Source organism: Acinetobacter sp. YH12235 (genome assembly GCF_013417705.1).
GTDB lineage: Bacteria > Pseudomonadota > Gammaproteobacteria > Pseudomonadales > Moraxellaceae > Acinetobacter.
In genome coordinates this window covers 93,446-107,319 of sequence record NZ_VPDL01000007.1, presented here as the reverse complement: position 1 = coordinate 107,319, position 13,874 = coordinate 93,446, and the positions used below count along the sequence as shown (strand labels likewise).

16 protein-coding genes are annotated in these 13,874 nt (G+C 40.7%); 7 read left to right on the top strand and 9 right to left on the bottom strand.

Translation table 11 applies throughout. The features are described 5' to 3' along the window. Positions 1-201: 201 nt before the first annotated feature. Positions 202-636, top strand: coding sequence for an HIT domain-containing protein (locus tag FTV13_RS05695; RefSeq protein WP_004786072.1), 435 nt, complete (start codon positions 202-204; stop codon positions 634-636). 57 nt (positions 637-693) lie between these two features. After that, positions 694-2,184: an adenylate/guanylate cyclase domain-containing protein gene (locus FTV13_RS05690; protein ID WP_159122747.1), complete on the top strand. Its 1,491-nt coding sequence runs from the start codon at positions 694-696 to the stop codon at positions 2,182-2,184. A gap of 74 nt (positions 2,185-2,258) precedes the next feature. Here FTV13_RS05690 and fdx read toward each other — a convergent pair whose 3' ends face one another. The 8 genes from fdx to FTV13_RS05650 all read right to left on the bottom strand — a co-directional run bounded on the left by fdx (position 2,259) and on the right by FTV13_RS05650 (position 8,461). Further along, positions 2,259-2,597, bottom strand: coding sequence for an ISC system 2Fe-2S type ferredoxin (gene fdx, locus FTV13_RS05685; protein ID WP_034702567.1), 339 nt, complete (start codon positions 2,595-2,597; stop codon positions 2,259-2,261). A gap of 15 nt (positions 2,598-2,612) precedes the next feature. After that, positions 2,613-4,472, bottom strand: coding sequence for a Fe-S protein assembly chaperone HscA (gene hscA, locus FTV13_RS05680; protein WP_179992329.1), 1,860 nt, complete (start codon positions 4,470-4,472; stop codon positions 2,613-2,615). A gap of 39 nt (positions 4,473-4,511) precedes the next feature. Then, positions 4,512-5,027 carry a Fe-S protein assembly co-chaperone HscB gene (gene hscB, locus FTV13_RS05675; RefSeq protein ID WP_104426170.1) on the bottom strand — a complete coding sequence of 172 codons (516 nt, stop codon included), beginning with the start codon at positions 5,025-5,027 and terminating at the stop codon, positions 4,512-4,514. Positions 5,028-5,158: 131 nt separating this feature from the next. After that, entirely contained in the window at positions 5,159-5,479 is a 321-nt protein-coding gene (gene iscA / locus FTV13_RS05670; protein WP_004786063.1) for an iron-sulfur cluster assembly protein IscA, read from the bottom strand. Between the two features lie 36 nt (positions 5,480-5,515). Beyond that, entirely contained in the window at positions 5,516-5,902 is a 387-nt protein-coding gene (iscU, locus tag FTV13_RS05665; RefSeq protein WP_004786061.1) for a Fe-S cluster assembly scaffold IscU, read from the bottom strand. A gap of 104 nt (positions 5,903-6,006) precedes the next feature. Continuing rightward, positions 6,007-7,224 carry an IscS subfamily cysteine desulfurase gene (locus FTV13_RS05660; RefSeq protein WP_166136649.1) on the bottom strand — a complete coding sequence of 406 codons (1,218 nt, stop codon included), beginning with the start codon at positions 7,222-7,224 and terminating at the stop codon, positions 6,007-6,009. Between the two features lies 1 nt (position 7,225). Beyond that, entirely contained in the window at positions 7,226-7,699 is a 474-nt protein-coding gene (locus tag FTV13_RS05655; RefSeq protein ID WP_004786058.1) for an Rrf2 family transcriptional regulator, read from the bottom strand. 111 nt (positions 7,700-7,810) lie between these two features. Next, positions 7,811-8,461, bottom strand: a complete 651-nt coding sequence (locus tag FTV13_RS05650; RefSeq protein ID WP_104426168.1) for a hypothetical protein — start codon at positions 8,459-8,461, stop codon at positions 7,811-7,813. Between the two features lie 205 nt (positions 8,462-8,666). Here FTV13_RS05650 and FTV13_RS05645 point away from each other — a divergent pair, with 205 nt between their 5' ends. From FTV13_RS05645 to FTV13_RS05635, 3 genes are all read left to right on the top strand, one after another. Continuing rightward, positions 8,667-9,146 (top strand): phasin family protein, encoded by a 480-nt coding sequence (locus tag FTV13_RS05645; RefSeq protein ID WP_034170344.1) that lies wholly within the window; start codon positions 8,667-8,669, stop codon positions 9,144-9,146. Between the two features lie 157 nt (positions 9,147-9,303). Further along, entirely contained in the window at positions 9,304-9,576 is a 273-nt protein-coding gene (locus FTV13_RS05640; protein WP_004786051.1) for an HU family DNA-binding protein, read from the top strand. Between the two features lie 130 nt (positions 9,577-9,706). Next, a complete protein-coding gene (locus FTV13_RS05635) occupies positions 9,707-11,572 on the top strand; it encodes a SurA N-terminal domain-containing protein (RefSeq protein ID WP_180011299.1) in 1,866 nt (621 codons plus the stop codon). Between the two features lie 110 nt (positions 11,573-11,682). Here the strand turns inward: FTV13_RS05635 and FTV13_RS05630 are convergent, their stop codons facing one another. Continuing rightward, positions 11,683-12,555: a DUF2797 domain-containing protein gene (locus tag FTV13_RS05630; protein ID WP_179992333.1), complete on the bottom strand. Its 873-nt coding sequence runs from the start codon at positions 12,553-12,555 to the stop codon at positions 11,683-11,685. Between the two features lie 35 nt (positions 12,556-12,590). Between FTV13_RS05630 and FTV13_RS05625 the strand changes: the two genes are divergently transcribed. Both FTV13_RS05625 and FTV13_RS05620 read left to right on the top strand, forming a co-directional pair. Further along, a complete protein-coding gene (locus FTV13_RS05625; RefSeq protein ID WP_004786043.1) occupies positions 12,591-13,061 on the top strand; it encodes a DUF6231 family protein in 471 nt (156 codons plus the stop codon). A 113-nt stretch (positions 13,062-13,174) separates the two neighbouring features. Beyond that, positions 13,175-13,849, top strand: coding sequence for a YidB family protein (locus FTV13_RS05620; protein WP_179992334.1), 675 nt, complete (start codon positions 13,175-13,177; stop codon positions 13,847-13,849). Positions 13,850-13,874 lie beyond the last annotated feature (25 nt).

The following is a 13,874-nucleotide window of genomic DNA, read 5'->3' as shown; positions in this document are numbered from 1 at the left end:
ATATTCACGCTATATTTCATTTTTATAAATATAGTGTGAATATCAGCTTGTTTTCATATGAAATTATTTAAGCTAATAGTTTGCCGTTTTGTCCTTCACAATTCATACAAAATTGCCCTAAAGCACCCGCTTACAATACTCAGCCGCAATTGTATATGGTAGTATTAGCCATCATTCTAATTTTGCATCATTTATAAAGATATGTTTAGTTTGCATCCACAACTTGCTCAAGATACGTTTTTTGTAGGCGACTTTCCTTTATCAACATGTCGTTTGATGAATGATATGCAATTTCCGTGGTTGATTCTGGTTCCGCGTGTACCAGGCATTACCGAATTATATGAATTGAGCCAAGCTGACCAAGAGCAGTTTTTACGTGAATCAAGCTGGTTATCTAGCCAGTTAGCGCGTGTATTCCGTGCCGACAAAATGAATGTCGCAGCTTTGGGCAATATGGTGCCGCAACTGCATTTTCATCATGTGGTTCGTTATCAAAACGATGTGGCATGGCCTAAGCCGGTATGGGGCACTCCAGCAGTTCCTTATAGCAGTGAAGTATTGGCACATATGCGTCAAACCTTGATGCTGGCTTTACGCGGTCAAGGAGATATGCCATTTGACTGGCGTATGGACTAAGCGTTGACATACATTTTATGGTCCATTCAGGATTTTGGACTTTAAGAGAGTAATTGAGTGCAATTAGACGACTGGATTCATCAGGAACCAAAACAGTTTGAATATTTCCATCGGATGATGGGATATATCATGCTGTCTCTGGTTCTGATCGTCTATCACTACACGGAACCGGACACCAATTACCAGATTTTTGTTCCGTTATTTCTGGCACTGGTTTTGGTGATCACACCGAAATTATCCCGGTGGATGATTTATAAATACGACTATAATTTAAAACGTAATTTCTTCTTTGTTCTAGATGTGATTATCGTATCGGTTGTACTTGCAGCTGTGCATCTGGATCTGGTGTTGTCTCTACTGGCAGTGGTCACATTGCTATATACCGCCATTAATAACAAGATTTCGTTCATGATGGTGTCACTGGCTGGCCTGATTGGCACCATGATCTTTTATCTGTCTACCATTGGCATTTTTGGGTTTACCAGCTATTTCAGTCCCACCAGTACCGAACTCACCGTACTAGGTTTCATCTGTTTGATTACTTATTTTGGTGTCGGAAATTTCTATCAAAGCGGTCGTATGCAATATATGACCCAAAAGAAAAATCATTATTTTGACCAGATGAACCGTTATATGGAATTTGCTAACCAGCTCAGCCGTTATGCGCCAGTGCAGTTATGGCAATCCATCATGAAAGGCGAGTCTGAAGCTAAGATCGAATACAAACGTAAAAAACTCACGATTTTCTTTTCGGATATTCAGGGATTTACAGAGCTTTCTGAAACTCTGATTCCGGATGATTTGGCTTTCCTGTTGAATGACTATTTAAGCCATATGACTGAAATCGCAAAAAAATATGAAGCAACGGTCGATAAGTTCATGGGGGATGCCATCCTGATCTTCTTTGGCGATCCGCACTCTGATGGTGTAGAGCAGGATGCTAAAAATTGTCTGGAAATGGCGATTTCAATGCGTCAGCAAATGAAATTACTACGCGAACGCTGGATTAAAATGGGTTATCCGCCATTACATATCCGTATGGGGATTTCGACCGGTTATTGTCACGTGGGGAACTATGGTGCCAATCACCGTATGGCCTATACCATTGTTGGTCGTGATGCCAATCTGGCTGCACGCTTACAAAGTGCTGCGGAAGTTGATGAAATCCTGATTTCTGAAGATACCCATAACCTGATCAAAAATGATTATCTATGTGCACCTAAAAAGCCAATTTTCCTGAAAGGGATTAAGGCGCCGGTACGCACCTGGCAAGTGATGGAAAAATATGCCTTCCAGAAAGTTGAATATCAGCGCTGGTTTGATTATGAATATAAAGGTTTCCATTTACTGTTAAATCTGGATGAAGTGCAAAACTATGATTATCCAGAGTTGCTGCATGTGCTGGAGAAAATGATTAAACGCATTCAAACCCAACAGCAACTGACCAACTCTCAAGGAATTGTGAAATTAAAACTTGAAGATGAAGTCATTGAACCTTTGTCTGCTGAAGAAGCATTTCGAGCAGCTGAACGATCAAAAGTCATCTAATTTTTATGATTTAAATAAATGATAAAGACCATAAAAAAAACCACGCCTAAGCGTGGTTTTTTGATTGCAGAATCTTAGTGATTTTCTGAAGCATGGTTGATGGTATATTTTGGAATTTCAACTTCCAGATCTTCATCCACAATCTTCACTTGGCAAGACAGACGGGAATCAGGCTCTAAACCCCAAGCACGATCGAGCAAATCAGCTTCGACATCATTCATTTCTTCAAGGCTGTCGAAACCGCGACGAACAATTACGTGGCAAGTGGTACATGCACATGACATATCACACGCATGTTCAATCTTGATTCCGTTTTTCAGCATGCTTTCACATAGATTGGCATCTTGTTCAACTTCAAACTCAGCGCCTTCAGGGCAAATTTGCGCATGTGGAAGAACTTTAATACGTGGCATAGTCTTTACCTTAAATTAGTTTGAGTTTGACCAATCGTCGAGTTTAGTGCCTTTAAGGGCAGCATCAATATGTTGATTCATGCGCAGAGCAGCAAATGCATCACTATGTATTTTAAGCTGTTCTACTGCAGATTCAATGGCTTTGATATCTGTGCCTTGTAGCTCGGACTCAAGTCGTGCTTGCGCAGCAGTCAGTTCTGCCAATTGCTGTTCATTCATCAATTGAGCATCTACTTTCAATGCCTGAACCAGTGCTTCAAGTTCACGTTGTGCTTCCACCTTGGTTTCCTGCAAATGACGAAGATTCTTATCTTCTTCAGCAAACTGATAACCTTCTAACAGCAGACGTTCAGTATCTTCACTCGACAGACCGTAAGATGGTTTGATATCAATTTGTGCAGTCACACCTGAAGTCATTTCTTTGGCAGAAACGGTTAATAAGCCATCCGCATCCACTTGGAAAGTCACTTCAATGCGTGCCTGACCTGCGGTCATTGGTGGAATACCATGCAGGACAAAACGGCCTAAGCTACGGCAATGTTCTACCAGATCACGTTCACCTTGTACCACATGAATCAGCATAGCGGTTTGGCCATCCTGATACGTTGTAAATTCCTGGCGACGTGCAACTGGAATTGCGGTATTGCGTGAAATCAGACGTTCAACCAGACCGCCCATAGTTTCCAGACCAAGAGAAAGTGGAGTCACATCTAATAATAATGATCCATCTTTGCTGTTGCCAATGAGCTGATTCGCTGTAATTGACGCACCAATCGCAACTACTTCATCCGGGTTAATGGTGCACAGAGGTTCTTGGTTAAATACATCACGTACTGCTTTTTGCACGGCATACGAGCGGGTAGAACCACCTACAAGCACCACATTCTGAATATCATCAAGTTCCAGCTTGGCATCACGCATGACACGCTTGCATACGCTGATGGTTTTATCCAAAGCAACCTTGATGATTTCTTCAAAAGTCGGACGATCTAAAGTCAGGCTTTGGTCAAGCAGCTTTAATTCAACTGAGTCAGCATTAGATAATGCTTCTTTAGCTTTACGCGCAGCAGTAATGAAATGCGCATATTCAGCATCATCTAGGGTTTCGATATTAAGCTGTTTTTTAGCCCATTTTAGAATCAGGCGATCCAGATCGTCACCACCCAGAGCAGTATGGCCGCCAGTCGCTAATACTTCGAACACACCTTGAGAGAAACGCAGAATTGAAACGTCAAAGGTACCGCCGCCCAAGTCATAGATCACATAGTTGCGATCTGTGCTCAAGTTAGTTTCCTGATCCAGTCCATAAGCTACCGCAGCAGCCGTTGGTTCATTCAATAAACGCAGAACGTTTAAACCGGCCAGTTGCGCGGCATCACGTGTTGCCTGGCGTTGTGCTTCATCAAAGTATGCAGGAACCGTAATCACGGCACCATTAATCTCATTTTTTAAGCTGGCTTCAGCACGTTCTTTAAGCTGCTTTAAAATTTCCGCAGAAATCTCAACTGGCGTTTTACGTCCTTGCGCAGTTTCAAATGCCGGCATTTCATTCGCTTCGCCCACCAAGGCATAAGGATGCTGGAATTTAATATCTGCTTGGGAGCGACCCATAAAACGTTTTACGGATACAATCGTATTTTTAGGATCGGTGGTAATAAAAGGTTTGGCGTCATCGCCATATTCAGTGCTTTGTGCTGCATAATGAACGATAGAAGGAAGTAACACACGACCTTGTTCATCTTTGAGTACTTTGGCTTGACCTGAAAGAACCGTGGCAACCAAAGAGTGGGTGGTGCCTAAATCGATACCAATCGCAATGCGGTGTTCATGTGGTGCACTTGATTGACCTGGTTCTGCAATCTGCAAGAGAGCCATAGTGTTACATCCTTTGCACGTTAAAATTAAATAGAAAAATTAAAATTCATCATCAAGATCAAAGCTGTCATCATCTAGGAAACGGTCTTCCGCTTTGTCGATGTCTGCCATGACTTTAACAAAGAAACGCAGTTTACGCACGGTATCGCGAGCTTCACTCCAGTCTTCATCTTCATAGTCGATTTTGAACTCACGAACCAGACCATCAATCCATTGCTGAACTTCAACTTTCAGAGAGGAAAGATCTTCAGCCGATGAGGCTTCATCTAATTGTTCGCGAATTTCCAGCGCATCCTGAAGAAATTCAAAATCGCTAATAGACTGATCCAGATGATAGTCTTGTTTTTTTAAAGACAGTAAATAAGCTGCACGGCTATCAACCGCTGACAAAGCCTTGAATGCTTGGTTGATCTCGCTTGATTTAATCAAAGCCTGATCTTTATCTTCAGCTTTATCGGGGTGATATTGTTGCTGCAACTTTAAAAACTCTGCTTTTAAAGTGGCTAAATCAATATCGAGTGCTACAGGAAGATTGAACAACTCAAAATGATTCATGGGAGATAGAGTCCGCGATTAATATGCAAAAATGATTAAGCTTGATGACAATTAAAATAACTGCCTAAATGCAATTAAAACAGTGTATTTCACACTGTTTTAATGCTGAAAAAAGAGAATTATTGCTGCAATCAGACAGTGAATGACTCACCACAACCACATTCGCCTTTTTTATTTGGATTGTTAAATTCGAAGCCTTCGTTCAAGCCGTTTTTTACGTAGTCCATTTCTAGACCTTCGAGATACACCAGACTTTTTGGATCTACGAAAACTTTAACACCAAACTGTTCAAAGACCTGGTCATGAGTATCGACTTCGTCGACAAACTCAAGAACATAAGCAAGACCAGAACAGCCTGAAGTTTTCACACCAACACGAATGCCTTCACCCTTACCGCGACTTTTGAGGTAATTGCTGATATGAGTTGCTGCATTTTCAGTTAAGTGGATCATGAAAACTCCGTGAATCTTTCTTCAAAAAACGAATGATTAAGCTTTAGACTTCTTGTTGCGGTAGTCTTCAACAGCCGCTTTAATTGCATCTTCAGCCAGTACAGAGCAGTGCACTTTTACTGGTGGAAGAGCCAATTCATTTGCGATATCAATGTTTTTGATTGCTTGTGCTTGGTCTAAGGTTTTACCTTTTAACCATTCAGTCACTAATGAACTGGATGCAATTGCAGAACCGCAACCATAAGTTTTAAAACGTGCTTCTTCAATCACGCCTTCATCATTTACCTGGATCTGTAAACGCATTACGTCACCACAAGCAGGTGCACCGACCATACCAGTACCAACGTTTTCTGCATTTTTGTCTAAAACACCAACGTTACGTGGGTTTTCGTAATGATCAATTACTTTTTCGCTATAAGCCATGTTGCTTCTCCAAAACTCGGGGTCAGCCTTAATATAAATATGGGGATTAAAAATTTTTTATCAATGAGATAGCAGTGTAAATACAACTATCTCAGAGTCAAAAATTAGTGCTCAGCCCATTCAACTGTAGAAAGGTCGATACCTTCTTTGTACATATCCCAAAGCGGAGAAAGTTCACGTAATTTCTCAACAGCAGCTTTAGTGATATTTAAAACGTGATCGATATCTTCTTCAGTGGTGTACTTACCAAAGCTGAAGCGGATCGAACTGTGTGCAAGCTCATCAGAAAGACCTAATGCACGAAGTACATAAGATGGTTCAAGTGTTGCAGATGTACATGCTGAACCTGAAGATACGGCTGCATCTTTCAGTGCCATCATCAATGATTCACCTTCAACAAAATTGAAACTTACGTTTAAGTAGTTTGCAACGTTTTGAGTTGGGTGACCGTTCAGGAATACCTGTTCAAGACCTTGTAAGCCATTCCAAAGCTTGTCACGAAGGACACGTAAACGAGCTTGTTCAGACTGTAAATTTTTGCCTGCAAGTTCAAATGCTTCACCCATACCAACGATCTGGTGAGTTGCAAGAGTACCAGAACGCATACCACGTTCATGACCGCCACCATGCATTTGTGCTTTTAGACGTACACGTGGTGAACGACGTACGAACAGGGCACCAATACCTTTAGGACCATAGATTTTATGTGCAGAGAAGCTCATCAAATCGACTTTCAATTGAGAAAGATCGATTTCAACTTTACCCGCAGCCTGTGCAGCATCAACGTGGAAGAAAATCTTTTTCGCGCGGGTGATTTCACCAATCGCAGCAACATCAGTTGTCGTACCGATTTCGTTGTTTACCATCATCAGGGAAACAAGAATGGTATCCGGACGAATCGCTGCTTCAACCATTTCTGGGGTAATTAAGCCAGTTTTTGGTTGCGGCTCAAGATAAGTAATCTCAAAACCTTCAGACTCTAGCTCACGACAAGTATCCAAAATTGCTTTATGTTCAATTTTAGAAGTGATGATGTGTTTGCCTTTAGATGCATAGAACTGAGCCACACCTTTCAATGCAAGGTTGTCAGATTCAGTTGCACCTGAAGTCCATACGATTTCACGCGGATCAGCTTTTACTAAATTCGCCACTTGTTCACGGGCGTATTCAACTTTTTCTTCCGCTTGCCAGCCATAAGCATGTGAACGAGATGCTGCATTACCGAAGGTGCCTTCGAAAGTTAAGCATTCCATCATACGTTCTGCAACTTGAGGATCTACCGGAGTTGTTGCTGCATAGTCAAGATAAATCGGACGTTTCATGTCAAATACCTGTAACCGATAAAAGGGCTGAATCAATGTTTGCTGAATTTTGGCGTAATGACACGGTTTGTACGTTGTCACGGGCTACAAGGTCAGCAAGGGTGATTTTTGCGAGATAATCGGCAATGTGGTGGGAGAGTTCTTGCCATAAATCATGAGTCAAGCACATCGCGCCATTTTGGCAGTTGCCTTTATGGTCACAGCGAGTCGCATCAACTGTTTCGTTTACAGCTTCAATAATTGCTAACACAGTAATTTCATCTGCGCTGCGTGCTAAATGATATCCACCATTGGCACCGCGAACACTCGAAACTAGACCATGACGTTTTAGTTTCGCAAATAACTGCTCGAGATAGGCAACAGAAATAGTTTGACGTGCTGCAATTTCAGCAAGCGTGATCGTTTGTTCAGATGGCTGCAAAGCTAAATCAAGTAGAGCAGTCACTGCGTAGCGACCGCGAGTGGTTAGGCGCATGATTCGATACACATGGTTAGACTAGATGTGTAGATTTTATGAATCCCGACTAAATTAGTCAAGTTATTTTTGTGAATGGCGAGCGTATTTAATTTTCTGAAAATGAAAGAATTACGCGCTGATCCAATTATACACTAATAACGCAATCAAAAGTACTGTGATTATACTAAAGACCATATTGATCCGCTTTTGACGGCGTTCCATACGTTTAATGCGGTTGCGATACTGTTTAACTTCAACTTGCAGGCTATTAATTTTAGAACGCTGATCTTCAATTTTCTTTAATAAAGGCGCAATACGTTTTCTTGATGAAACAATATCGGTCTCATCTGCCGGTGGTTCAGATAACCAGTGTTTCCAGTCGGACAATACTTTAGGTAAGGCAAATAAAGTCAGTAAATCACGGAACTCGTCTTTTAAAACCTGATTACCGTCAATTCGCATTGCACGAATGCTTCTGCGATTGCCAAAGATAAAGATCTTAATCAGATCCATTAAAGTAGTGCGAACATCCAGATCAATAACTCTGCCTGGTGCTTTATAGTCAAATAACAGCCCGTCTTTGGTAAACTGAACATAGAAATCAAAATATGGAATATAACTATTGATTTTTATTGTAATATTCTCATCTACAAACTTCTTCGCCTGAAGAGCAACAACACGGTCATGTTTGAGAATGAACGTGAATATTGTTTCTAAAACGATTAAAGTCATCGTAAGCAACAAATGTGGTTGATTTTGACTTTGTTGCGATTCACTCATATATAAAACCAATCCTTACCTGAAAATTAAAATGAAAAAGCATCCTGCTGAGTAAAAGATTTCAGGGTTAAATCAAATTAGACTTGAAATAAAGTGCTTTGTAGAACAGTTTAGCAAATCTATCAAGCCCTTAATTTGCTATTATGCGGTGATTTTGTAGATAATTTTATGATATTTGCATAGAAAATAAGCAGGAGTCGTGTACATGGATAAAACAAAAACGACACAAGATACAGATCAGGAATTGATTGAAAAACCAGTGAAGAGTAAGTCAAAGTCTGCTTCAGAGCGACGTTCAATGCTGGATTTTCGTAAATATACCAAGCAGATCTGGTTGGCTGGCCTTGGGGCATTTTCCCGGGCAGAGGAAGAAGGCAATAAACTGTTTGACTCGCTGGTCAAGGTCGGAGAAGAGCTAGAATCCAAAACAGTCGATATTGCAGATCAAACTGTGGAAAAAGTCTCCGAAAAAGCACGCGAATCTGTGACAGATACCAAAGATAAGGTTGAAAAACTGATCGACAACTCTGTTCATCATTCCTTGAATCGTATAGGATTAGTCACACTGAAGGATGTACAACATCTGGAGCGTTTAATTCTTCAGTTGCATGCCAAGGTTGATGAATTGACCTTGCAGCAAGAAAAAATACAGAAAGAATTATCGGAAAAAATACACACAAAATGATTTTCTTCATAATTCAATGTTTTTTTCGCATATATTTTGAAAAAAAAGAGGTTTATAAGTATTGCGTTTATACCTAAAGCATTGCTATAAAGGCGTTATGGTAGTTTAAACAAATTCTTGGACCTTAAATAAACGATATTAAGAGGACGTAGTTTTCATGAATAAATCAGAATTAATTGATGCAATTGCAGAGAAAGGGGGATTATCTAAGGCTGACGCAGGTAAAGCTTTAGATGCTACAATTGCTTCTGTTACTGAAGCTTTAAAAGCGGGTGATACAGTAACTCTAGTTGGTTTCGGTACTTTCGGCGTTAAAGAGCGTGCTGCACGTACTGGCCGTAATCCACAAACTGGTGCTACTCTTGAAATTAAAGCAAGCAAAGTACCTAGCTTCAAAGCAGGTAAAGGCTTAAAAGACGCTGTTGCTTAAGCTGCTTCAATCCTAAAACGCGCCTTCTTTGGCGCGTTTTTTATTGATAGATTTAATTGTTTTGATTAACACATTCATTCAATGGGTTTTTTCGGTTAAAATCCTCTGCAAATAAAATATTGGAATACTTATGGAATCTTTTCGTAAAGTTATTAAGGGTTGGTTGGGCAAGGTCTTGCTCGTTCTGTTTTTAACCCCTTTAGCGCTTGTAGGTATTGAAGGATATTTTAGCGGCGGGAATTCTGATGCAGCAAAATCAGTCAATGGAACTGATATCTCTAAACAAGAATTAGAGTCACTGACAAAATCATTCAAACAACAATACTTAAGTTATGCCAATGGTGATGAAACCTTATTAAATCAAAGCTTCATCGATCAAAAAGCGATGGATACCCTGGTTGCGCGTACATTGCTCTTGCAACAGGCTGAAAAACTCGGGATTAGCCTGAGTGACCAACAAATTGCACAAATGATTTCTCAGCAACCTTCTTTCCAGGAGAATGGCAAATTTTCTAATGCTTTATATGAAAATTACCTGAAATCAATCGGCATGACTAACAATGCTTTAGTAGAAAGTTTACGTAAAGATCATGCACTGAAAATGCTGTCTTCTACTTTTATGGATTATCCACTGGTCAGTCCGGTTGAGATGCAGCAAATTGCAGATCTGCAAACTGAACAGCGTCATATTCATATCGCTAGCGTGAATCTGGACAGCTATAAAAAAGCAGTAAAAGTATCAGAAGCTGATATTGCAGCATATTATGAAAAGCACAAATCCCAGTTCAAGCAACCGACTAGCGTTGATGTGGATTATGTGGTGATCAAGCCGAGCAATATTGATACTGCCAATGTAGCCGTCACTGATGCAGAATTGCAGGAAGCTTATAATAAATTTGTGGCTGACCAGAAGCAGAATGTGAAACCAGAGGTTAAACATATTCTAGTGACTGCAGATAGCCGTAGCGATGCTGTAGCCAAAAAACTGGCAAACGAAATTGCAGCTAAAATCAAAGCTGGTACCACTTTTGCACAAGCAGCAGCTCAATACTCTGAAGATCCTGAATCTAAATCTAAAGGTGGTGCTATCGCTGTCTATGAAAAAGGCGTGTTCGGTACTACATTTGATCAGACTGTTGCATCTTTAAAATCTGGTCAAGTTTCAGCGCCTGTTAAAACGGATTATGGCTACCATATTATTTCAGTCCAACTGCCTGATGTAGCAGTTCCATCGTTTGAATCTCAAAAAGCACGTTTATCTGAAGAAGTATTGACAGCGAAAAAATCTAATGCATTCTCTGATACGGTAAACAGTCTGAATGACATGGTCGTAAGTGCGGACTCGCTGGATGTTGTTGCTCAGGAAGTGAAGGGCGTTCAGGTTCAGAAAGCAAATGGTGTGACCCTTGCGACACGTGATCCATTGCTAAGTAATGCGGCTGTCAAAGTTAAACTGTTTAACGATGACGTGAAAAATGGCGACCGTAATGCATCTTCAAGCATTCAGTTAGCCAATGGTGATGTGGCTTGGGTAAAAGTTCGCAATTATCATGCAGCAGGGGAGCAGACACTGGCAGAAGCTAAACCAGCAGTAAAAGCGAAACTGATTCAAGATAAAGCATTTGCTGCGGCCAAAGCTGAAGTTCAAACTGCATTGAATGAGTTTAAAACCAAGCCTGCAGCATCCGTTGCGAAAGGTAAACTGGTATTTGAAGATGCAGGCATCTATACACGCGCAGAAGGTCTGCTTAAGCGTGATGTACAACGTGCAGCATTTAGCGTGCCAGCGCCTAAAGCAGGTCACTGGTCAGTAACGACAGCAAATATGCCAAATGAATTGGTGGTTGTGGCAGTTTCTGAAGTGAAGAAAAATCCGATCGATGTTTTAAGTGCAGAGCAACGTAGTGAGCTGGTGAAATTGTATCAACAGCTTCGTGGTCAACAAGAATTTGATGATTATACGCGTTACTTAAAATCTCACGCAAAAATCAAATAAGATTCGCTTTTAAAAAACCAGCCTACGGGCTGGTTTTTTATTTTCTTAAGTAAGAAATAATATCCAAAATAAGAAGAGAGCATATAACTCTCTTCTGAAATCCGGTCATTTTATTCCGCTCTAAAAATTAGCTCATAACCTGTATATTTACGGATATTAATCACACCAGTATCCAGAATCAGATATTGGCCTTTAATCCCTTGTAGTTTGCCTCGGATCACTGGAGTTTTATCTAAATTGTGAGATTTGATTTTTTCTGGATATTGCTCTATCGGATAGATGAACTCACGTGGTAATTCCTTATCTAAAACTTCAATATTCTCATTAAACTGCAAATTCTGATTAAACTCTTCACGGATAGTTTGGATTTTCGGTGCAAATTCTTCAATCAACTGATCGCGAACTTCAATCAGATTTAAAGGTTTCGCTTCACCTTTGAGTAATTTACGCCAGTCGGTTTTATCTGCGACTTGGGTACCAAACATCACTTCCAGTTTACCGGAAAGACGGCGAGAACCCACTTTCATGATAGGAAGGGCTTGAGTTGCACCCTGATCCAGCCAACGAGTCGGCATTTGATTGATCCGGGTAATTCCGACTTTTAAAGCACTAGAATTGGCCAGATAAACAATATGTGGTTGGAAGCAGACATTCTGTGCAAACTCATCTTCCCGGCAAGTGCCTAAATGATAATGGCAGGTTTCTGGTTTCATGATGCACATATCACATGACGCTTTAGTTTTAAAACATTTAAAACAGTGGCCTTGTGAGAATGATTTAGAAGTTTTTTTGCCGCAAGAAACACAATAGATATTTCCAGTCCATTCAATCTCGATTTCCTGACCTAACTGGAATGGAAGGTTAATTTCTGATCCATCTAATATTAATTTATATTCAACATTTGCCCGCTGGGTATTTTGATCAGTTACACTAAGGTCTGTAAGACCGACGTGCATTTTATGGCAAATGCCCTGAAGTTCCATAAAAAATTACTCACTTAAATCATAAGGATGCAGTCATGGCTGAACAGAATGTCATCACTTCAATGCTAGACGACTTCGCCAAAGAACAGCCAATTCATACTGCTATTTGTATCGGGCAGGATTTAACCCAATCTCAGTTTCAGCAATCTATTCAATGGCACTATTTTAACGTATCTGAGGTTTTAAATCTGCCTTTTCAACAGCGTTATGACCTGGCAGTAGTGATGCTGGACACTCCTGAAACCTTAGCATTGTCAGAACAGCAGAAGAGTCAAATTCTGGTTAAAATGCGTGATTTATTTGCAAAACGTCTGGTTGTGGTGAGTCGCTTGCAGGATGAAAAACTGCTCAGGTCTTTAGGTCTGACCCAGTTGATTGACAAGACGGTTCATGGGGCGGATTTTGCACTCTGGCAATTCAATATTTTAACTTATAAACATGTGCCAGACTGGTTTAACTCTAAATTCTGGGCTAACCCTGAAAACTGGGATAAATATCGCTGGTAAAATTGGAAAGCTAGGAAGGACTTATATCAGTATTGCAAATATTAACAAAATCCTGCATGGAAAATATGAACTCACACTCTATTCTGTAGAGAAGGCGTATACAGGAATGAGTTATGACCAATCTTAGTAGTATTGTAGAAATGCTGGCCAAGCAAGCTTTAGGAAATAACCAAGCTCAATCCCAGCAGCGTTCATCCCAGCAAGGGGGATTGGCAGATATTCTTGGATCAGTATTGGGTCATATCAATAATGCTAATCAGCAAAACCAGAATCAAAATCAGCAGCATCAAAACTCACAACAGCAAAACAAGCAAAATGGCCTAGGTGCAATTTTAGGTTCTGTACTCAGCCAGCTCGGCGGTGGGAGCCAATCTTCCGCTCGACCAAGTTCTGGACTGGGTGGCAGTTCAACAACAAAGACTTTATTGATTGCTGTCTTGCCACTGGTCTTGGCCTGGATTCAGAAACAGGGCGGTTTGCAAGGAGCATTGGATAAGCTCAAAGGACAAGGTTTAAATAGCCAGGTTGATGACTGGGTCTCTACTGGCCCGGGTGAAAATGCCAATGTCGATCCGCAGCAGGTACAAAACCTGTTTGATGACCAGGAAGTAGAACAGGTCGCAGAACAGACCCATGTGCCTAAACAGGATGTCTATAGCGCCATTTCTCAGGTCTTGCCGCAGATTATTGATTCACTGACACCACAAGGTGAGCAAACCAGCAAGCAGGAAGCCAATAATGATATTCAGAATGTATTGAATATGGTCTCAGGCTTGTTTAAAAAATAAATCTATCTATCCAATAAAAAATCCC

Excerpts from the sequence above, each read along its gene's own strand:
- FTV13_RS05625 (WP_004786043.1), top strand. The coding sequence starts at position 12,591 with ATGGCTGAACAGAATGTCATCACTTCAATGCTAGACGACTTCGCCAAA.
- fdx (WP_034702567.1), bottom strand. The coding sequence starts at position 2,597 with ATGCCACGTATTAAAGTTCTTCCACATGCGCAAATTTGCCCTGAAGGC.
- hscB (WP_104426170.1), bottom strand. The coding sequence starts at position 5,027 with ATGAATCATTTTGAGTTGTTCAATCTTCCTGTAGCACTCGATATTGAT.
- iscA (WP_004786063.1), bottom strand. The coding sequence starts at position 5,479 with ATGATCCACTTAACTGAAAATGCAGCAACTCATATCAGCAATTACCTC.
- FTV13_RS05650 (WP_104426168.1), bottom strand. The coding sequence starts at position 8,461 with ATGAGTGAATCGCAACAAAGTCAAAATCAACCACATTTGTTGCTTACG.
- hscA (WP_179992329.1), bottom strand. The coding sequence starts at position 4,472 with ATGGCTCTCTTGCAGATTGCAGAACCAGGTCAATCAAGTGCACCACAT.
- FTV13_RS05645 (WP_034170344.1), top strand. The coding sequence starts at position 8,667 with ATGGATAAAACAAAAACGACACAAGATACAGATCAGGAATTGATTGAA.
- iscU (WP_004786061.1), bottom strand. The coding sequence starts at position 5,902 with ATGGCTTATAGCGAAAAAGTAATTGATCATTACGAAAACCCACGTAAC.
- FTV13_RS05640 (WP_004786051.1), top strand. The coding sequence starts at position 9,304 with ATGAATAAATCAGAATTAATTGATGCAATTGCAGAGAAAGGGGGATTA.
- FTV13_RS05635 (WP_180011299.1), top strand. The coding sequence starts at position 9,707 with ATGGAATCTTTTCGTAAAGTTATTAAGGGTTGGTTGGGCAAGGTCTTG.
- FTV13_RS05695 (WP_004786072.1), top strand. The coding sequence starts at position 202 with ATGTTTAGTTTGCATCCACAACTTGCTCAAGATACGTTTTTTGTAGGC.
- FTV13_RS05620 (WP_179992334.1), top strand. The coding sequence starts at position 13,175 with ATGACCAATCTTAGTAGTATTGTAGAAATGCTGGCCAAGCAAGCTTTA.
- FTV13_RS05655 (WP_004786058.1), bottom strand. The coding sequence starts at position 7,699 with ATGCGCCTAACCACTCGCGGTCGCTACGCAGTGACTGCTCTACTTGAT.
- FTV13_RS05660 (WP_166136649.1), bottom strand. The coding sequence starts at position 7,224 with ATGAAACGTCCGATTTATCTTGACTATGCAGCAACAACTCCGGTAGAT.
- FTV13_RS05630 (WP_179992333.1), bottom strand. The coding sequence starts at position 12,555 with ATGGAACTTCAGGGCATTTGCCATAAAATGCACGTCGGTCTTACAGAC.